The organism is Pseudomonas sp. NPDC087697, from assembly GCF_044743155.1.
GTDB lineage: Bacteria > Pseudomonadota > Gammaproteobacteria > Pseudomonadales > Pseudomonadaceae > Aquipseudomonas.
Window position 1 is genome coordinate 37610 of the sequence record NZ_JBIUVW010000002.1, and the last position, 20210, is coordinate 57819.

Sequence of the window (20210 nt, forward strand, 5' to 3'; positions counted from 1 at the left end):
AATGATTCAGCCGATTTGCGCCGGTTGCACTCGAACGGGAGGGCCGGTGGAAGCAAGCTCCCTCGCCACATCTACGCCCCTGCCTACTCTTTCTCGCTGGGCTGAGTCTGGCCATCCCAGCCACCGCCCAATGCGGCGATCAAGTTCACGCTGGCAATCAGCCGGCTTTGCTGCAAGGTCAGTACGCTACGCTCGTTGCTCAGGGCCGTGGCCTGGACCACCACTACATCGAGGTAGGCGATCAATCCGGCCTTGTACTGGTTCTGGGTCAGTCGCAACGACTCGCGAGCCGCGTCCAGCGCTTCCTGACGCACGGCCGCCTCGTCTTCCAGCACCTTGAGCTGCACCAGATAGTTTTCGACTTCGCGGAATCCGTCGAGCACGGTTTGCCGATACTTGGCCACGGTCTGGTCGTATACCGCCTCGCTGCGGTCGACTTCCGCCGAGCGCTGGCCGCCGTCGAACAAGGTCATGGCGAGTTTCGGTCCCACCGACCAGAAACGGTTCGGCAAGCTGATCAGGTCGGAATACGTGCTACTGCTGTAGCCGCCACTCAGACTCAAGGTCAGGTCCGGGTAGTAAGCGGCTTTAGCCACGCCTATATTGGCGTTGGCGGCGATGACCGAACGTTCGGCCGAGGCGATGTCCGGGCGGCGCTCCAACAGTTGCGATGGCAAGTTCAAAGGAACCTGCGGCAATGTCGGGATGTTCTGGGTTTCAGCCAGATTGAATTCAGCCGGCGGCAAGCCGATCAGCACCGCAATCGCGTTCTCGAACTGCGCACGCTGCCAGATCAGATCGACCATGTCGGCCTGAGTACTTTTAAGCTGGGTTTGCGCCTGGGCTACCGCGTCCTTGCCCGACACACCTGCGCGGTACTGGTTTTCGGTCATTGTCAGCGAACGCTGATAATTTTCGACCGTGGCTTGCAACAGGCGCTTTTGCTGGTCGATCACCCGTAATTGCAGGTAGTTCTGCACCAGCTCCGATTGTTGACTCAGGCGCATCGCGGCCAGGTCGGCAAAGCTCGCTTCGGCGCTGGCCTTATCGGCTTCCAGGCCACGACGCAATTTGCCCCAGACGTCCGCTTCCCAACTCACTCCAAGCTGAGTGTTATAGGTGTCGCGGATGCCGCTGCTGGTACTGCTCAGACTCGAACTGCTGCTGCCGGTGCCCTGGCTGGAGCGGGTTTTCCCGGCGCTCAAATTGCCGGTTGGAAAAAATGCACCCCGGGCGCTGCGTACCAACGCCTGAGCCTGGCGGTATTGAGCTTCAGACTGGGCAACGGTCTGGTTGGCACTGTTAAGTTTGTCGACCAGCCCGTTGAGCTGCTGATCACCGTACAGTTCCCACCAGGCGCCACGCGCCAATGAGTCACTCGGAGTCGCCTGACGCCAGCCTTCTGCCTGCTTGTACTGTGCAGGCTCGGCCACTTGCGGACGCTGATAATCCGGGCCGATGGCGCAGGCACTGAGCATCAAGACGCTGAGCGAAAGACTCAGCAAGCGCGAGCCTCGGGCCGAAACCAGGCCCCGGGCCATCGGTGCGTCGAGGTTGAACAGGCAACGGTCAGTCATAGCGGAGTTTCCAGAGAAGCATCGGTACGAACCCCACGCCAGCGGTTGACCCGATGGCGCAAACGGTCGAGATAAAGGTAAACCACCGGGGTGGTGAAAAGGGTCAGCACCTGGCTGAAGATCAACCCGCCGATGATGGTCAGGCCCAGTGGCTGGCGCATTTCCGCGCCTTCGGCGGTGCTGAGCAACAAGGGCAAGGCGCCTAGAATCGCCGCCAGGGTGGTCATCAGAATCGGCCGCAGACGCAACAGGCACGCGCTGCGAATCGACTCCAGCGCTTCCATGCCCTGATGGCGTTCAAGCTGTAGCGCGAGGTCGATCATCAGAATGGCGTTTTTCTTCACCACACCGATCAGCAGAAACAGCCCGAGCAGCGAAATCAGGCTGAACTCACCGCCCAGCACATAGATCGACAGCAACGCGCCGACACCCGCCGAAGGCAATGTCGAAAGAATGGTCAGCGGGTGCACGTAACTTTCGTACAGCACGCCCAACACCAGATACACCGCCACCAGCGCACCGAGAATCATCCATGGCTGACTCTTCTGGGTCGCGGCAAAGGCGTCGGCAGTACCGGCCATCTTGGCGATCACTTCTTCCGGCAGCCCCAGCTTGGCAATCGCCCGTTCGATGGCGGCCGAGCCTTGTTGGACGGTGACGCCTTCGGCCATATCAAAGGAAACGCTCTCGGAAGCGAACTGCCCTTCATGGCTGACCCGGTCGTTTTCCTCGCTGTTTTCATAGTGGGCAATCGCCGACAGTGGAATGCGCGCGCCCGCAGCAGTAATGACCTGAACCTGATTGAGGGTGATCGGGTCCTGCGCGTATTTCGGATTGACCTCCATCACCACCTGATACTGGTTGAGGCTGTCGTAAATGGTCGAGATCTGTCGCTGGCTATAGGCATTGTTCAGTACCGTGGTCACCATGGCCATGTCGATGCCCAGGCGTTTGGCCTGGTCACGATCGACCACCAGCGTCACCTGCGCCGCACCTCGCCCTTCGCGGGCGTCAATGGCCGTCAGTTCGGGCAGCGCCTTGAGCGCCGCGACGACTTTCGGGTACCACTCGCGCAACGCCGATAGATCACCGCTTTGCAGGATGTAGGTGTATTGCGAGGTGGTCTGTTCGCGACCACCGCCAAACTGCAAGTCCTGGTCGGCCATCAGCATCAATTGGGCACCGGGAACCTTGGGCATTTCCTTGCGCAACCGCTCGATGACCTTCTGCGCAGAGATATTGCGTTCCTTGATCGGCTTCAAGCGCACCAGCATGAAAGCGTTATTGGTGCCATTGGTACCACCAATGAAACCGGCAACACTTTCCACCGCATCGTCTTTCAACACCGCGCGGCGGAAGATTTCCATTTTCGGCTGCATTACATTGAACGACAGACCATTGTCACCACGGACAAAACCGATCAGTTGGCCGGTGTCCTGTTGCGGCAGAAAGGTCTTGGGCACCACCACATACAAGGCAATGTTGACGCCAATGGTGATAAACAGGCTGAGTAGCGTCAGCCGCCGATGACGCAACACCCAATCCAGACTGCTGGCATAGTGTTTGACCATCCAGTCGTTGGCCCGCTGGCTGGCGCGCTGCAAACGGTTTTCCTCGCCTGGCGTGTGGGGTTTCAGCCAGCGCGCACAGAGCATCGGCGTCAGGGTCAGCGACACCACCAGCGAAACCACAATAGATGCCGCCAGGGTGATCGAGAACTCACGAAACAGGCTCTCGATGATCCCGCCCATGAACAGAATCGACAGGAACACCGCCACCAGCGAGACGTTCATCGACAGCAAGGTAAAACCGACTTCCTTGGCGCCCAGGTACGCCGCCTTCATCGGCGCGATCCCTGCGTCGATGTGCCGCGAGATGTTTTCCAACACCACGATGGCATCGTCCACCACCAGTCCCGTGGCCAAAATCAGCGCCATCAGCGACAGGTTGTTCAGCGAGAATCCGTTGAGGTACATCACCGCGAAAGTACCGACCAGCGACACCGGCACTGCCAGCGTCGGGATCAACGACGCGCGGAAGTTACCAAGGAACAGGAATACCACCAGAATCACCAGTGCCACGGCAATCAGCAGGGTCATTTCCGCTTCGTGCAGGGTCGCCTTGATCACCGGTGAGCGATCCATCGCCAGGTTCAGCTTGACGCTGGCCGGTAATACCGCCTGCAACGCCGGCAACTGCGCCTTGATATCGTTGACTGTTTTGATGATGTTGGCACCGGCCTGGCGGTTGATCACCAACAGCACCGCCGCGTCATCGTTGAAAAAACCGCTGTTGTAACGGTCTTCGACGCTGTCACGAACCTTGGCCACATCGCTCAGGCGCAACGCCGAGCCATTCTGGTAACGAATGATCAGCGGTTCATAATCCTTGGCCTTCTCCAACTGGTCGTTGGCCTGCACCTGCCACATCCGCTGATCGTCTTCGATCGAGCCTTTGGGCCGGCGCACGTTGGCGTTGGCAATGGTGTTGCGTACATCATCCAGCGCTACGCCGTACTGGTTCAGCAGTTGTGGCTCAAGTTCGATACGTACTGCCGGCAACGAGCTACCGCCGATTTGCACTTCGCCGACACCGGGCACCTGAGACAGGCTTTGCGAGAGGATCGTCGAGGCCAGGTCGTAGAGCTGACCTTTTTCCAGCACGTCCGAGGTCAGCGACAGCACCATGATCGGCGCCTGGGACGGGTTGACCTTTTTATAGGTCGGCATGCTGCGCATACCGCTGGGTAGCAGGTTGCGCGAGGCGTTGATCGCCGCCTGCACTTCCCGCGCCGCGCCGTTGATGTCGCGGTCCATGTCAAATTGCAGGATCACCCGGGTCGAGCCCTGGCTGGAACGGCTGCTCATCGTGTTGACCCCGGCGATGGCACCGAAGGATCGCTCCAAAGGCGTCGCCACGGTCGACGCCATGACCTCGGGGCTCGCGCCCGGCAAACTCGCCGAAACCACGATCACCGGAAAGTCCATTTGCGGCAGCGGCGACACGGGCAGCAAGCCGAAACTCACACCGCCCAGCAGCATGATCGCCAGGCTCAGTAACATGGTTGCTACCGGCCGGCGAATGAAAGGTCCGGACAGGTTCATGGCTGCTCTACCGGCTCTAGACGCTCAGGCGCAGGCCGCCAGCGCCGACCGAGGCGGTCGAAATACAGGTAGATAACCGGCGTGGTAAACAGCGTCAACACCTGGCTCACCAGCAGGCCACCGACCATCACCAGACCCAATGGCTGGCGCAGTTCGGCGCCGGAGCCCGTGGCAAGCATCAACGGCACAGCGCCAAACAACGCGGCCAGGGTGGTCATCAGAATCGGTCGAAAGCGCAGCAGCGCCGCCTGATAGATCGCCGTCGCCGGGTCCATGCCCTGATTGCGCTCGGCGTCGAGGGCGAAGTCGATCATCATGATCGCGTTCTTCTTGACGATGCCGATCAGCAAGATGATGCCGATGATCGCGATCATGCCCAGATCATTGCCGCTGAGAATCAATGCCAGCAAAGCACCGACCGCCGCTGAAGGCAGCGTCGAGAGAATGGTGATCGGGTGAATGTAGCTCTCGTAAAGCACGCCGAGCACGATGTACATGGTCACCACCGCCGCCAGAATCAGCAGCAAGGTGCTCGACAGCGAGGCCTCGAACGCCTGAGCCGCGCCTTGGAACTGCGTCTGCACGCCGAGCGGCATGCCGATGTCCTTCTGCACCTTGTTGATCAGCTCGACGGCCTGACCCAATGCCACGCCGGGCGCAAGGTTGAAGGACATCATCACCGCCGGGAACTGACCGATATGCGCAATCGCCAATTGCGCCTGACGCTCTTCAACGTGGGCCAGGCTGGACAACCGCACCTGACCGCCACTGGTGGTCTTGACGTGAATCTGCTCCAGCGCCTGCGGGCCGATCTTCTGGCCGTCCTGCGCCTGCAACACCACGCGGTACTGGCTGGCCTGGGTGTAAATGGTCGAGATCTGGCGCTGGCCGAAAGCGTCGTACAGCGCGTCGGTGATGTTCGACACCGAAACCCCGATCCGCGAAGCCGCATCGCGGTCGATCACCAGATAGACCTGCAAGCCCTTGTCCTGCAAATCGCTGGCAACGTCGGTCAACTCTGGCTGTTTGGCCAGCGCCTCGACCAGTCGTCCGCTCCACAGGCTGAGCAGGTCGGCATCCGGTGACGACATGCTGAATTGGTACTGCGTACGGCTGACCCGGTCTTCGATGGTCAAGTCCTGCACCGGCTGCATGAACAGGCGAATGCCCACCAGTTTGTCCAGCTGCGGCTGCAACCGGTTGATCACCTGGGCCGCGCTCAGGTCGCGGTCTTTGTGCGGTTTGAGGTTGATCAGCAAACGCCCGCTGTTGAGGGTGGCGTTGTCGCCGTCGACACCGATATAGGACGACAGGCTTTGCACCGCCGGGTCGGCCAGAATGACCTTGGCCAGTTCCTGCTGACGCTGGCTCATGGCGGCAAAGGAAATCGACTGCGGCGCCTCGGAAATACCCTGGATCACCCCGGTGTCCTGCACCGGGAAGAAGCCCTTGGGCACAACGATATACAGGAACACCGTCAGGCCCAGGGTGGCGATGGCCACCAGCAGGGTCAGCGGCTGATGCTTGAGCACCCACTGCAACTTGCGCCCGTAGGCGGCGATCAGCCAGTCGATCCACGCACCGCTGGCCCGGTAGAAACGGCCCTGTTCTTCTGCCTTGGGTTCACGCTTGAGCAACCGCGCGCACATCATCGGCGTCAGGGTCAGGGAAACCACCAGGGAAATCAGGATCGCCACCGCCAGGGTAATCGCAAACTCACGGAACAGCCGTCCGACCACATCGGCCATGAACAACAGCGGAATCAATACCGCGATCAGCGACAAGGTCAGCGAGATCAGGGTGAAGCCGATCTGCTTGGCGCCCTTGAGCGCTGCTTGCAGCGGACTGTCGCCCTCCTCGATGAAGCGCGAGATGTTTTCCAGCATGACGATCGCGTCGTCCACCACAAAACCGGTGGCAATGGTCAATGCCATCAAGGTCAGGTTGTTGACCGAGAAACCGGCCAGGTACATCACGCCAAAGGTGCCGATCAGCGACAACGGCACCGCAATCGACGGAATGATCGTGGCACTGGCCCGGCGCAAGAACAGGAATGTCACCATCACCACCAGGGCGATGGCGATCAGCAGCTCGTGCTGCACGTCGGTGACGGAAGCGCGGATGGTCTGGGTACGGTCGGTCAGCACGGTCACGTCGAGGCCGGCCGGCAGGTTATCGGTGATGCTTGGCAACAGGGCCTTGATCCGGTCGACCACCTCGATCACGTTGGCACCCGGTTGGCGCTGGATGTTCAACAGCACGGCCTGATTTTCGTTGGCCCACGCGGCGAGACGATCGTTTTCGGCGCCGTCGACGATCTGCGCGACATCCTTGAGCCGCAACGGCGCGCCGTTTTTATAGGCCAGAATCAGTTCGGCGTAGTCCTTGGGCGAGGTCAACTGATCGTTGGCATCGAGCATCGAGACCCGGGTCGGACCGTCGAAGTTGCCTTTGGGCTGGTTGACGTTGGACGCGCCGATCAAGGTGCGCACGTCCGACAGGTTCAAACCGTTGGCCGCCAGGGCTTCAGGATTGACCTTGATTCGCACGGCCTGACGTTGGCCACCAGCGATGCTGACCATGCCGACGCCACTGATCTGGGCGATTTTCTGCGCCATGCGCGTGTCGACCAGATCATTGAGTTTGGGCAGCAGCATGGTTTTGGAGGTGATCGCCAGGGTCAGTACCGGGGTGTCCGCCGGGTTGACCTTGTTGTACACCGGTGGTGCCGGCAAGTCCTTGGGCAACAGGTTGGTCGCCGCGTTGATCGCCGCCTGCACCTGCTGCTCGGCGACGTCCATGTTGATATCGAGGCTGAAGCGCAGGGTCAGCACCGAGGCGCCGCCGGAACTGGTCGAGGCCATTTGGGTCAGACCGGGCATTTGCCCGAACTGGCGTTCAAGTGGCGCGGTGACCGCACTGGTCATCACATCCGGACTGGCGCCCGGGTACAGAGTCATGACCCGAATGGTCGGGTAATCGACCTGAGGCAGTGCCGAGACCGGCAACAACTTGTAGGCGATCATGCCGGCCAGAACGATGGCCAGCATGCTCAGAGTGGTGGCTACCGGGCGAAGGATAAACAGCCGCGAGATGTTCATGCGCGGCCCTTTTGCGCCTTGCCAGTGGCTTTCGGATCAGTCGCGGCGTTTGCCGATGGGCCCTGGCTTTCGGTCGGGGTCGGGGTCGGGGTCGGGGTCGGGGTCGCGGGCGCGGCATTACTGCTGTCGTTGACCACCTCGACTTCACTGCCCTCCTTGAGGCGGTCAGTGCCTTCCAGCACCACGCGATCTCCAGCTTTCAAACCTTCCTTGATCACCGTGTTGTCGCCATCGCTGGCGCCGATTTTCAACGGGCGAATGGTGACTTTCTTGTCACCGTCCAGGGCGTAGACGAAGGTGCCGTTGGTGCCGAACTGAATGGCTGCCGAAGGCGCCAGCACCACACCTTTGAGGGTGTCGGCCAGCAGTCGGACGTTGACGAACTGATTCGGGAACAGCGCCAGATCGCGATTGTCGTAGCGTGCCTTGAACTTCAGCGTGCCGGTGGTGGTGTCGATCTGGTTGTCCAGGCTCTGCAAGACACCGCTGGCCTGCAATTTGGTGTCGCCACGATCCCAGGCCTCAACCGGCAGCCTGGCACCTGAGTGGTAGCGGGCCAGCACGGTTTCGAGACTGTTTTCCGGCAAGGTAAAGATCACGCTGATCGGCTGGGTCTGGGTGATGACCGCCAGGAACGTGGTGTCATTGGCAGCCACCAGGTTGCCGACGTCCAACTGCCGCAGACCGACACGCCCGGTAATCGGGGCGCGGATTTTGGTGAATTCCAGATTGAGCTTGGCGTCGTTGACCGCTGCCTGATTGGTCTTGACCGTGCCCTGGTACTGCCCCACCAGCGCAACTGCGGTGTCGAGGGTCTGTTTGGCGATACTGTCTTGCGCATACAAGCCGCGATAGCGCTCTACATCCACCAGTGCGTTTTTCAACTGTGCCTGGTTCTGCAACAACGTGCCTTCGGCCTGGAGCAAGGCGTTCTGGTAAGGACGCGGGTCGATCTCGGCGAGCAGGTCGCCAGCCTTGACCATCTGCCCTTCTTCAAACGCAATCTTCACCAACTCGCCGCCCACGCGGCTGCGCACATTAATGGTGTTCAGTGCAGTGACAGTGCCCAGGGCCTTGTAGTACAGCGGGAAATCACCCACCACGGCTGGAGCGACCCGAACCGGGACCGGTCCGGTGGCACCGCCGAAACCCGGACGCATCCCGCCAGACTTGCCGACATGCCCGGCCGCTGCTTTTTTTGCAGGGGCGCCCTTATGAGCCGCACCGCCTGGCCAGAACTTCCAGCACAGGCCGGCAATGACCAACAGGACCAGTAGGCCGAATAGCCAGCGACGGGGATGACGGGAAGCAGAGGATTGCATGGAATGATCAACCATTGGGGCGTGTGGGCATCTTTATACGGAAGGCTGAAAGATAAGCACTGACGGAGTTTAAGCAAAGCGCCTTTACCGGCAATTTACCTTCAGCCTGCTTTTGCGAGTATTTGCTAAACCACTGAAGCACAAATGAAAACGGCCTGGACAGAGCCAGGCCGTTAATAATTGTAAAACCTGTTACTTCAGAACGGCCAACGCAGCTTCGTAGTTTGGCTCTTCTGCGATTTCTTTAACCAGTTCGCTGTGCAGCACGTTGTCGTTTTCGTCGAGAACGACCACTGCGCGGGCGGTCAGACCTTTGAGTGGGCCGTCGGCAATGGCAACGCCGTAGTTTTCGATGAACTCGGCACCGCGCAGGGTCGACAGGTTCTGGACGTTTTCCAGACCTTCAGCACCGCAGAAACGCGCCTGGGCGAACGGCAGGTCAGCCGAGATGCACAGGACAACGGTGTTGGCCACATCGTTGGCCTGAGCGTTGAACTTGCGTACCGACGTGGCGCAGGTCGGGGTGTCGATGCTTGGGAAGATGTTCAGCACCTTGCGCTTGCCGGCGAAGCTTGCCAGGGTCACATCGGACAGATTGCCGGCAACCAGGGAAAAGGCTGGTGCCTTGGAACCGGCTTGTGGCAGTTGGCCGTTGACTTGAACCGGATTGCCTTTGAGAGTGACTTGAGCCATGAACGGAGTCCTTTTAAGCAGTGGTGGATGAACAGCAGTAAAGAATTTTCAAGAGCCGGAAGTTAACCACGAAATTATCCGACGACCTATGGCCAGATACAAATTGTGATAAGTCGTTGCGCAAACTGGATACAACGCTAACAACCAACACAAAAACTTGTGGGAGCGGGCTTGCTCGCGAAGAACGATGACGCGGAAAACCTGATGTACCGCGGCGCTCCCTTCGCGAGCAAGCCCGCTCCCACAGGGACTGGAACACGCTGCACTATCCCAGCAACCGAAGCATATTGCGATGCCGGGCGCGGAAAATCCGACGCATGTAGGCATTGACCATCAACCACTCCAAAGGTGCACCGCCAATGGCCGCATAGGTCACCCGATCGGTGTACAGCGTCCCGTCCTCCACGGCTGCGACCCGGTGTTCATGGCGAAATGCACTCATCGGTCCCTTGAGCATTTCATCGATGAAATGGCTGTCGCTGACCTCGCGTATCGCCACGGTCCAGGTCGCCGGAATGAAGCCGAACATCCAGTGACGGAAACTGAACTCACGACCGGCGGTGATACGTAAATCGTTCACGTCGATGTTGCCCAATGGCGTCACCCGTTCCGGGAAAATTTTCGGGAAGTTGCTGCCCTCAAGGCAAAAATCGAGAACTTGCGTGGGCGTACGCCCTTTTATCAGTGTGGTGAGTTCCAGAACAGGCATTGGCAGCGACCTTCCTATGAGCGCGAATGCCGGTAGATTAGCATTCGCCACTTGAAGTCTTACAATGGGCAGTCGAACGCAAAGGCAATGGCCTGCCGCGGTTCACTGTGTTCGCCGGGATCAACGTTACCTTCGGAAAGTAAGGAGATTGTTATGCGTACTTTGATTCGCGTGCTCGGTTTCAGTGTGATGGCATTGTCTGCCAGTTGCGGTGTTGGCGCTCAGGCGCAGAGCCTCGAGACACAACATGACCGGGTAACGACCCCGAGTGACGTGCGCCTTTGTGCAGTAACCAAAACTTTTTTCGACAAAAGCTGGAAACTCGACGACATTACGGCCCTCCAATAACACCTGAATCGCGCTCATCCATAGGACTGTGCAATGACCATCGAAAAACCGTCCCGCCTGCTGCTCGCTGGCCTCTCTCTATTACTGAGCGCAAGCGCCTGGGCAGATTTCAGCGCCAGCCCCGAAGAAGCCCGGGGGATCGCCAAAGAGGCGTACCTCTACGGCTTCCCGGTAGTGGAAATGTACAAGACCCTGTACACCCAGGCGGTGGACAAGAGCGGCCCGAACTTCAAGGCACCGTTCAACCATATCAGCAATACGGCAAAGGTGTTCACCACCAAGGACACCGCGTTCGTTACACCCAACCCGGATACCCCCTACTCCTTCATCTGGATGGACCTGCGTAAAGAACCGGTGGTTCTGACGCTGCCACAGATCGCCGAAGAGCGTTACTACTCGGTACAATTGGTCGACCTCTACACCCAGAACTTTGCTTACCTGGGCACCCGCAGCACCGGCAACAAGGGCGGGACCTTCATGATTGCCGGTCCCGATTGGCAAGGTCAGCAACCGGTCAAGATCGATCGCCTGGTGCGCAGTGAAAGCAACATTGCCTATGCCCTGTACCGCACGCAGCTGTTCGATGAAAAAGACCTGGAGAAGGTCAAGAAAATCCAGCATGGCTACAAGGTTCAGACGCTGAGCCAATATCTGGGAGAGCCGGCTCCGGCCACTGCGCCAAAAATCGACTGGCCAAAGCCGACTCCCACCATGAGCGACAGCCCGGAGCTGTTCCGCTACCTGAACTTCATGCTCGGCTTCGCCCCGGCGCAAGACGTTGAAAAAGACCTGCTGGCACGCTTCGCGAAAATAGGCATTGTTGCCGGCCAGCCGTTCGACCTCAAAACCCTCACCGCCGAACAGCGCAAGGCCCTCGACGACGGTATCGCCGATGCCAAGGCCGAGTTCGCGGCATTCAAAAAAGACAAGGTCGATACCCATCAGGTGACCCGTGGTGATCTCTTCGGCACCCGTGATCACCTCAACAACAATTACCTGTACCGCTACGCTGGCGCCAATATAGGGATCTTTGGCAACTCCGCCGATGAAGCGACCAATTTCAGCTATCTCGTCGACAACCAGGGCAAACCGGCCAACGGCGCAAGAAAAAGCTACACCCTGCACTTTGACAAAGACCAGTTGCCACCGGCTGATGCGTTCTGGTCGCTGACCATGTACGACGGCAAATCCAAGCAGCTGGTGCCCAACCACAAGAAACGCTACCTGATCAACTCGCGCATGCTGTCCACACTCAAGCGCGACCCGGACGGTGGCCTGACCCTTTACTTGCAGCATTCCGAACCGCTCAAGGATCAGCGAAGCAACTGGCTGCCGGCTCCGCACGGCCCGTTCTACGCAGTCTTGCGCCTGTACCTGCCCCAGCCTCAAGTCGGCAACGGTCAATGGAAACTGCCACCGTTGACGCCTATCAACCCTTAGCTCTTAGGCCCGGCACCGCCAACCCACGGTAATCGAGAAACGAAACAATGGGGGCATTTTCAAGACTGGGTACGTTCAGCGCCGCCCTGCTGCTGATCGCCATGGCGGGCCTCGGCTGGTTTCTCTACGCCAGCCAACCCGCGCCTGTCGCCTATGTCCCGCCCAGCGTGGCACCCGCCTCTGTGGTGAAGGCGTCACCCGCACCGGCGTCGCCGGCGACCCTGGTCGATGAGCAACAGTGCCAGGGTTGCCACACCGAACAGGTCAAGGACTGGAAAGGCTCCCATCACCAATTGGCGATGCAGGCCGCCACTGCCGAAACGGTACTGGCCAACTTCAACAACAGCAGCTTCAAGGGCGGGAACGAGTCCACACGGTTCTTTCGCAAGGATGACGGTTTTTGGGTCAATACCCCAGGTGCAAACGGCAAGAACGCCGACTTCAAAGTGGCCTACACCTTTGGCATCGCGCCGCTACAACAATACCTGATCGAAGTCGGTGAAGGTCGCTTGCAGGCCTTGGGCGTGGCGTGGAATACCGAGAAAAACCGTTGGTTCCACCTCTATCCGGGTCAGGGTGTCAACTTCAAGAACCCGCTGCACTGGAGCAAGCCAAACCAGAACGCCAACTTCATGTGCATCGAATGCCACACCACCGGCTTCAAGCGCAATTTTGATGCGGCGACCAATACCTTCGCCAGTCAGTGGAACAGCCTCGGCGTCGGTTGTCAGGCCTGCCATGGTCCGGCCTCGAATCACCTTGAATGGGCGGCGAAAAAAGGCGACCTGATCCACTCAGATTTTGCTGTCGACCTCAAAGACAAGAACGCCACCACCGAAATCGAAACCTGCGCCCGTTGCCACGCGCGCCGCGCGCCTTTGGGTGATGGTTACACCGTGGGCAAGCGCTTGATGGACGACTACCTGCCCAGCGTACTGACCCGCGAGCTGTACGCGCTGGACGGCAAGATCAAGGATGAAGTGTTCGAACACGGCTCGTTTCTGCAAAGCAAAATGTTCGACAAGGGCGTGCGTTGCAGCAACGTGCTGGCCGTCGCCTTGCACGACAGTGGCAAGATTGATGAAGCCTGTGAGCAACTGGAGAAACTGATCAAGCTGCAACCGGCCAACCGCAATGCGCGGCTGTCACTGATCCAGTATTACCTGGACAACGGTCAGGAACCCAAAGCCCAGGTATTGCTGCAAGGCTGGAAGAAGTTGAACCCCTGGGACCCGGCGTTGAAGTAATACTCAGAGGCTGAGCAATCGGGCTGTTCGCTTAAGCGGGCACGATCTTTCCTCGACAGTGCGACCAGCAACGCCCCCTCCGTCCTGAATCAAACACTCAGTCATTGTCCGAACGCTGCTGGTCTCTGAGACAAAGGGTGCTGCGCCGCGTCGTTGTCGCCATGTCATCCGACATAAAAAATCTGCACATTTTAAGTGATAGCCATGCGCCATTAGTGGTAGAGTTCGCGCCGTCCAAAACAAGGCACATCAATACCTCTGCGAGTTCGCATGAAGCGAATCTCGGCCAATGATGGCAATGCCCCCCGACCCAAGGAAAACAATGAAAGTCATCCGCACACTGCTCAATGTTACCGCGCTCACTACACTGATCCTGACCTCAGGATGCGCGAGCATCGTTGGCGACAGCAAATACCCGGTGAACGTTACCAGCACACCGAGCGGTGCCAGCTTCACCATCAAAAACAAAGACGGCGTCGTGGTGCACAACGGCTCCACGCCTAACACTGTGACCCTGCCGTCGGGCCGTGGCTACTTCAAGGGCGAGGACTACACCATCACGTTCAAGAAGGACGGCTACGCCGATAGCACTGCCAAGCTGGAAACCAGCATGAGCGGCTGGTACTGGGGCAACCTCCTGCTTGGTGGCGTGATCGGCATGCTCGTCGTCGACCCAATGACCGGTGCCATGTACAAACTGCCGACCGAAGCCACCAGCAATATGGGTAGCCCGCTGACAGCGCAAGCCCCCAAAAATCTGACCCTGCTGGAAATCGACCAGGTTTCGCCAAGCGACCGGTCCAAGCTGATCCGCATCAACTGATTGCGCCCGGCACATTTCGCCTTCCGGAATGTGCCGCCTTCGCCCGACGCTTGCTCAGCGTCGGCGAAACAACGGTCGTGGCTCGATCACCGAGCGACCGTAATGCACACTCATCCCCACCAGCCCCTTGAGGGCATCTTCAGCGCATTTGTCGTCACGTACCGCGAAGGCATCGAAACCGCATTGGCGCATATGGCTGAGCTGGTCGCGCAGGACATCGCCAATCGCCCGCAACTCACCCGCCCAACCCAAACGCGTTCGCAACAGGTAAGCCTGGCTGTAAGCCCGGCCATCGCGAAAATTCGGAAAATCCAGCGCAATCATGGGTAACAGTTTGAGCCACGGCTTGAGACTTTCGACCTCGTCATCCGGCCCCAACCAGACCGCGTCTCGCGAGGGATGATGTTCGATTCGGCGCTTCAGCCACAGGGCCAGCGGCAAGATAAGCGCTCCGTCTGGCAGTTCGCTTTCCAAATCCCTGACCAGCGTCCACGGATCGTCGTCGATTTTGAGTGCAACACCTTCCTCCAACCGCAGCAGATTGTTCATACCACCACCTCCAGGCTCTTGGGGTAAATGCGCTCCTTGAACGGTTCCAGACCGATGCGCTGCAAGGTATCGACAAACAGCTCTTCGCTCTCGCGGTAACGAGCGAAGGTCGCGATGATCCGTTCGATCACCTGCGGTACTTCGGCGGCGCTGAACGATGGACCGATGACTTTGCCCAGCGCGCTGTTCTTGCCCTGGGCGCCACCGAGGGTGATCTGGTACCACTCGCTGCCATTCTTATCGACGCCGAGAATGCCGATATTGCCGATGTGGTGGTGCCCACAGGCATTCATGCAGCCGGAGATGTTGAGGCTGATGTCACCGAGGTCGTGGAGGTAATCCAGGTCATCGAAGCGTGCCTGGATCGCTTGGGCGATAGGGATCGACTTGGCATTGGCCAGTGCGCAGAAATCCCCACCGGGGCAGGCGATGATATCGGTCAGCAAGCCGATGTTGGCGCAGCCCAATCCGCGCTGGCAGGCCAGGCACCACAACGCATACAAGTCAGCCTTGGGCACATCCGGCAGGACAATGTTCTGTTCATGGGCGATGCGAATTTCACCAAAACCGAACTGCTCGGACCAGTCGGCCACCGCGTCCATCTGCGCGTCGGTGACATCACCGGGCGGCGAGGCCACGCCGGGTTTGGTCGACAGCACCACGCTGGTGTAGCCAGGCACTTTGTGCGGCTGCACGTTACGGGCGACCCAGCGCGCGAACACAGGGTTCTCGGTCAAGCAAGTGCCGAAGTCCAGGTCGGTGTCGGCCAGTTGCTCATAGGTGGGCGGTACGAATGCGCTGGCGACGCGCTGGTATTCGACGTCGGTCAATTGCGCCGGGCCGTCCTTGAGGTGTTGCCATTCCTGCTCGACTTCCTGAGCGAAGGCCTCGATCCCCAGTGCTTTGACCAGAATCTTGATCCGCGCCTTGTACTTGTTGTCGCGCCGGCCGTGGCGGTTATAAACCCGCAACACCGCCTCGACGTAGGACAGCAAATGCTGCCACGGCAACCCTTCACGGATCTGCAAACCGAGAATCGGCGTGCGCCCCAGACCGCCGCCGACGATCACTCGCAGCAACATCTGCCCCGCCGCATCGCGGTAAAGGTAGAGGCCGATGTCATGCATCATGATTGCCGCACGGTCCTGTTTCGCCGAGCAGATGGCGATCTTGAATTTGCGTGGCAAAAACAGGAACTCCGGGTTGATGGTCGACCACTGACGGAGGATTTCCGCCAAGGGACGCGGATCAATCAACTCGTCCGCCGCGACACCGGCAAAGGCTTCGGTGGTGATGTTGCGCACGCAGTTGCCGGAGGTCTGGATCGCATGCATTTCGACCTGGGCCAGGCGTTCGAGGATGTCCGGCACCTGGGCCAGTTCGATCCAGTTGAACTGCATGTTCTGCCGGGTAGTGAAGTGCCCGTAACCCCGATCGTAATCCCGGGCGATGCTCGCCAGCGTACGCATCTGTGTCGCACTCAGGGTGCCGTAGGGAATGGCAACCCGCAGCATGTAGGCGTGCTTTTGCATGTACAAACCGTTTTGCAGGCGCAACGGCAAAAACTCTTCCTCACTCAGGTGACCTGCCATGAAGCGTTCGACCTGATCGCGAAATTGCGCAACCCGCTCAAAGACCAGGGCCCGGTCGTAGTCATCGTATTGATACATGGTCCTACCTCATCAGTGCTGACCCGAAACCCACACAACACGTAGCAGCTGTCGAGCCCGCGAGGCTGCGTTCGAGGACGAAGTCCTCGCAAATCCTGTGCACGCGGTTTGCCTGGAAACACGTGTTGCCCGACTTTACGACTGCTTCGCAGCCGAACGCAGCCTCGCGGGCTCGACAGCTGCTACGGGGTGAGTAACCGAGGGTTCTTGTGTGGTGGTGACTATGAATCAGCAGCTCAGGTGGTTACAGATTCAGCTAAAAACAAAAAAACCATATCAGAACGCGGCAGATCACCGCAGGCAGGCCCTACATCTGATCCGTATTAATGCTGTTTTTCTGAGTCTGTTTTGTTTATCCCATGCTTTCTACAGTGAACCGCATGCCAGACCGGGTGGCCTGGCAAGACTTTGCAACCGTGGAAGCATTGACCATGAGCACAGCAGCAATCGGACAGGCCTATAACTACAAGGTCGTCCGCCAATTCGTCGTGGCAACAGTGGTATGGGGCGTTATCGGGATGGCGATGGGCGTGTGGATCGCCTCGCAACTGGTGTGGCCGGAGGCGAATCTCGACTTGCCCTGGACCACCTTTGGCCGCTTGCGTCCGTTACACACCAGTCTGGTGATTTTCGGTTTTGCCGGCAGCGCGCAGTTTGCCGCCAGTTACTACGCGGTGCAGCGTACCTGCCAGGTACGGCTGTACTCCGACAGACTCGCCGCCTTCACCTTCTGGGGCTGGCAGTCGGTGATCGTCAGCATGCTGATCACCCTCCCGCTGAGCTACACCACCACCAAGGAATACGCCGAGATCGAATTCTCCGGCGCGGTGTGGATGACGGTGGTCTGGGTCGCCTACGCCATTGTGTTCTTCTCCACCGTGGTGCAGCGCAAGACCAAACACATCTACGTCGGCAACTGGTTCTTCGGCGCGTTCATTGTGGTGATCGCCATGCTGCATGTGGTCAATCACCTGTCGATTCCGGTGGGCTGGTTCAAGTCCTATCCGGTGTATTCCGGGGCCACCGATGCGATGGTGCAGTGGTGGTACGGACACAACGCGGTGGGCTTCTTCCTGACCACCGGTTTCCTCGGGATGATGTATTACTTCGTGCCGAAACAGGTCGGTCGGCCGGTGTATTCCTATCGGTTGTCGATCGTGCACTTCTGGGCGCTGATCACCCTGTACATCTGGGCCGGCCCGCACCACTTGCACTACACCGCGCTGCCGGACTGGGCGCAGTCGCTGGGCATGGCCATGTCGCTGATCCTGCTGGCACCCAGCTGGGGCGGGATGATCAACGGCATGATGACCCTTTCGGGCGCCTGGCATAAGTTGCGCACCGACCCGATCCTGCGGTTTCTGGTGCTGTCGCTGGCGTTCTACGGCATGTCGACCTTCGAAGGGCCGATGATGGCGATCAAGACGGTCAACGCGCTGTCTCACTACACCGACTGGACCATCGGCCACGTACACGCCGGAGCCTTGGGCTGGGTGGCGATGATCACTTTCGGTTCGCTGTATCACATGATCCCGAAAGTCTTCGGCCGGACGCAGATGCACAGCATCGGCCTGATCAACGCGCACTTCTGGCTCGCCACCATCGGCACGGTGTTGTACATCGCCTCGATGTGGGTCAACGGCATCACCCAGGGCCTGATGTGGCGCGCCATCAACGACGACGGTACGCTCACCTACTCCTTCGTCGAGACCTTACAGGCCAGCCATCCGGGCTTCATCGTGCGTTTCATCGGTGGTGTGTTCTTCCTCAGCGGGATGCTGCTGATGACTTACAACACCTGGCGCACGGTGCGGGTCGCCAACCTGAAAGTCGCCGAGAGCGACGTGCAGATCGCTTGATTCGACCCACGACGCAAGCCGCTCAGGCTTGCGTCTTTCACCTCAGGGAATATTCGTCATGATCGAAGTCATGTTGGATCTGCTAGGCGTGGCGTGCCTGTATTTATCGGTGGAGTACTGCTTGAGGCATCAGTCGGCCGAGAGTCTGGACGATGCCAGCCTGATTCCGTTTGCCGATGACCCGGAAGTGGCACGACGGGTGGAGCTGGCGACGGGCAAGACCGTCAAGGCTGTTGCACCTGAAGAGGCAAAGCCAGGCTGGGGAAATCTGGAGATTTGATGCAGTCCAATGTGGGAGCGAGCCTGCTCGCGATGGCGGCGTTACATCCGACATTTATGCTGAATGTAATGGCCTCTTCGCGAGCAGGCTCGCTCCCACATGGGTTACTTGCCGGTCACAAAACCTGTATTGCTCAACCCCGATCGCGAGGTATCAAGAGCTGCAACTGCTGCGCCAGAAAATTCGCATCGAAGGCAAAGGTGTCCGGGTCTTTCAGACCATTGGTCTTGCGCCACTGCCAGTCAGTGGACGGAGGCTGGCACACCAGCGACACACTGCCGTAACGCGCAGCGGTCAGGCCCATCACTGCCAGTGAAATCAACCCACCGACACCCATCACTTCCGGCACGATTTCCACCGGTTTGCCGGCAATCAGAATGCTCAGTTTTTCAGTCTTGAAGGTCGAGCTTTCGACCGGCACATTCGCCCCGGACGCTACATAGGCTTCGCGGCTCACTTCCAGCAGGTGCGGGGCCTTGACCGGTTCCAGCCACTGTTCGATCTGCCCGAACAACTCGCCAATACGCGTCGCCCACACCGCCGATTGGGTTTCAAACAGCTGTTTCTTGTGCGCTTCGCTTTCTGCGTAGTGGCGAAGCATCTCACCCAGTTGCTGTACGTCGTCCATTGCTGTGTTCCTTTGGTTGAAGCAGTACTGCGGACTTTGAGCATGGCAGATGCGCGCTGCCTACGTACGACTAAAAGCGTGAGCGGTATAGGCTGGGGGTCATCCCCAGCAGTTTGCGAAACGCACTGCCCATGTGCGACTGATGGGCGAAACCGCTGTCCTGGGCGATTGCCGCCAGTGACAGCGAGCTGCGCTCGATCAGCCGCCGCGCCGCCTGAACCCGGACTTCGACCAGGTACGCGTGAGGCGTGAGGCCGATGACCCGGGTGAAGTCACGCAGTAAGCGCAGTTCGGTCTGGCCGCTGGTCGCCGCCAATTGCGCAAGGGTCAAAGGCTGGTCGTACTGTTCGGCGATCTGCTCCAGCACCCGCGAGAATGCGTGCGGCGCTTGGCGTTGAGGTTTATCGACGATCGGCAAGCCGACAAAGGCCAAGGCGCACTCGTCCAGCGCAAACCGATCAGGCTGTGGAGCGAGCAGCAACCGCCGGGCTTCGCGCCCCAGAGCCAACGCCTGAACATGCCCGCCAGACTGCACCCGTCGGGTGAACACGGATCTCGGCTCGTCAGCCAACGGCTCGCTCCAGCGCGCCAACAGGTATTCGCCACCCGTCGCCGATTCGGAAAACACTTCAACACCTGCCGGGGTATAGGCCAGCACGCCCGGCCAGGTGTCGAAATCCACCCGACGATCCGAATCAATCGCGTGCACGCCCTGCTGGCGTTCCAGCGTCACGCCAAGGGTTTGCCCCGTTGCCGGATCGCGAGCACTGTAGGCCGCACGCGGCAGGAGTTGCAGGCAGAGCTTGCCACCCAAGAGGTGCTGAATCAGAGGGCCAGGCATGTGAAATTTCCTGATAGAT

At 59.3% G+C, this 20210-nt stretch carries 15 protein-coding genes and 2 pseudogenes; 7 read left to right on the forward strand and 10 right to left on the reverse strand.

Going from position 1 to position 20210, the window contains the following annotated elements:
* Positions 1–83: 83 nt before the first annotated feature.
* The 6 genes from ACIPIN_RS02420 to ACIPIN_RS02445 form a co-directional block, all read right to left on the reverse strand.
* Positions 84–1577, reverse strand: a complete 1494-nt coding sequence (locus tag ACIPIN_RS02420; RefSeq protein WP_401114786.1) for an efflux transporter outer membrane subunit — start codon at positions 1575–1577, stop codon at positions 84–86.
* Entirely contained in the window at positions 1574–4681 is a 3108-nt protein-coding gene (locus tag ACIPIN_RS02425) for an efflux RND transporter permease subunit (RefSeq protein WP_401114789.1), read from the reverse strand. The genes ACIPIN_RS02420 and ACIPIN_RS02425 overlap by 4 nt, the downstream gene beginning before the upstream one ends.
* Entirely contained in the window at positions 4678–7782 is a 3105-nt protein-coding gene (locus ACIPIN_RS02430) for an MdtB/MuxB family multidrug efflux RND transporter permease subunit (protein WP_401114792.1), read from the reverse strand. The genes ACIPIN_RS02425 and ACIPIN_RS02430 overlap by 4 nt, the downstream gene beginning before the upstream one ends.
* A complete protein-coding gene (locus ACIPIN_RS02435; RefSeq protein ID WP_401114795.1) occupies positions 7779–9119 on the reverse strand; it encodes an MdtA/MuxA family multidrug efflux RND transporter periplasmic adaptor subunit in 1341 nt (446 codons plus the stop codon). The genes ACIPIN_RS02430 and ACIPIN_RS02435 overlap by 4 nt, the downstream gene beginning before the upstream one ends.
* 177 nt (positions 9120–9296) lie before the next feature.
* Entirely contained in the window at positions 9297–9797 is a 501-nt protein-coding gene (gene tpx / locus ACIPIN_RS02440; protein ID WP_007940656.1) for a thiol peroxidase, read from the reverse strand.
* Between the two features lie 265 nt (positions 9798–10062).
* Complete coding sequence (locus ACIPIN_RS02445) at positions 10063–10506, reverse strand: polyketide cyclase (RefSeq protein WP_401114798.1); 444 nt, start codon at positions 10504–10506, stop codon at positions 10063–10065.
* A 153-nt stretch (positions 10507–10659) separates the two neighbouring features.
* On the opposite strand from ACIPIN_RS02445, the gene ACIPIN_RS02450 reads away from it, so the two are divergent.
* The 5 genes and pseudogenes from ACIPIN_RS02450 (at position 10660) to ACIPIN_RS02470 (ending at position 14364) form a co-directional block, all read left to right on the forward strand.
* On the forward strand, positions 10660–10854 hold the full coding sequence (locus tag ACIPIN_RS02450) for a hypothetical protein (protein ID WP_401114800.1): 195 nt from the start codon (positions 10660–10662) through the stop codon (positions 10852–10854).
* Positions 10855–10887: 33 nt separating this feature from the next.
* Positions 10888–12294, forward strand: coding sequence for a DUF1254 domain-containing protein (locus ACIPIN_RS02455; protein WP_401114802.1), 1407 nt, complete (start codon positions 10888–10890; stop codon positions 12292–12294).
* An 86-nt stretch (positions 12295–12380) separates the two neighbouring features.
* A pseudogene (locus ACIPIN_RS02460) lies at positions 12381–13337 on the forward strand (multiheme c-type cytochrome); the annotation flags it as partial.
* A 30-nt stretch (positions 13338–13367) separates the two neighbouring features.
* Positions 13368–13541: pseudogene (locus ACIPIN_RS02465) on the forward strand (tetratricopeptide repeat protein); the annotation flags it as partial.
* A gap of 322 nt (positions 13542–13863) precedes the next feature.
* Positions 13864–14364, forward strand: coding sequence for a hypothetical protein (locus ACIPIN_RS02470; RefSeq protein WP_401114804.1), 501 nt, complete (start codon positions 13864–13866; stop codon positions 14362–14364).
* Between the two features lie 54 nt (positions 14365–14418).
* Here ACIPIN_RS02470 and ACIPIN_RS02475 read toward each other — a convergent pair whose 3' ends face one another.
* Positions 14419–14913, reverse strand: coding sequence for a DUF934 domain-containing protein (locus ACIPIN_RS02475; protein WP_401114807.1), 495 nt, complete (start codon positions 14911–14913; stop codon positions 14419–14421).
* Entirely contained in the window at positions 14910–16583 is a 1674-nt protein-coding gene (locus ACIPIN_RS02480; RefSeq protein ID WP_401114809.1) for a nitrite/sulfite reductase, read from the reverse strand. The genes ACIPIN_RS02475 and ACIPIN_RS02480 overlap by 4 nt, the downstream gene beginning before the upstream one ends.
* 431 nt (positions 16584–17014) lie before the next feature.
* Here ACIPIN_RS02480 and ccoN point away from each other — a divergent pair, with 431 nt between their 5' ends.
* Together ccoN and ACIPIN_RS02490 are read left to right on the forward strand one after the other, a co-directional pair.
* Positions 17015–18442, forward strand: coding sequence for a cytochrome-c oxidase, cbb3-type subunit I (gene ccoN, locus ACIPIN_RS02485; RefSeq protein WP_401114812.1), 1428 nt, complete (start codon positions 17015–17017; stop codon positions 18440–18442).
* A 58-nt stretch (positions 18443–18500) separates the two neighbouring features.
* On the forward strand, positions 18501–18722 hold the full coding sequence (locus tag ACIPIN_RS02490; protein ID WP_401114815.1) for a cbb3-type cytochrome c oxidase subunit 3: 222 nt from the start codon (positions 18501–18503) through the stop codon (positions 18720–18722).
* A 133-nt stretch (positions 18723–18855) separates the two neighbouring features.
* Here ACIPIN_RS02490 and ACIPIN_RS02495 read toward each other — a convergent pair whose 3' ends face one another.
* Both ACIPIN_RS02495 and ACIPIN_RS02500 read right to left on the reverse strand, forming a co-directional pair.
* Positions 18856–19350: a hypothetical protein gene (locus ACIPIN_RS02495; protein ID WP_401114817.1), complete on the reverse strand. Its 495-nt coding sequence runs from the start codon at positions 19348–19350 to the stop codon at positions 18856–18858.
* 70 nt (positions 19351–19420) lie between these two features.
* Positions 19421–20191 (reverse strand): helix-turn-helix domain-containing protein, encoded by a 771-nt coding sequence (locus ACIPIN_RS02500; protein ID WP_401114820.1) that lies wholly within the window; start codon positions 20189–20191, stop codon positions 19421–19423.
* Positions 20192–20210: the final 19 nt, after the last annotated feature.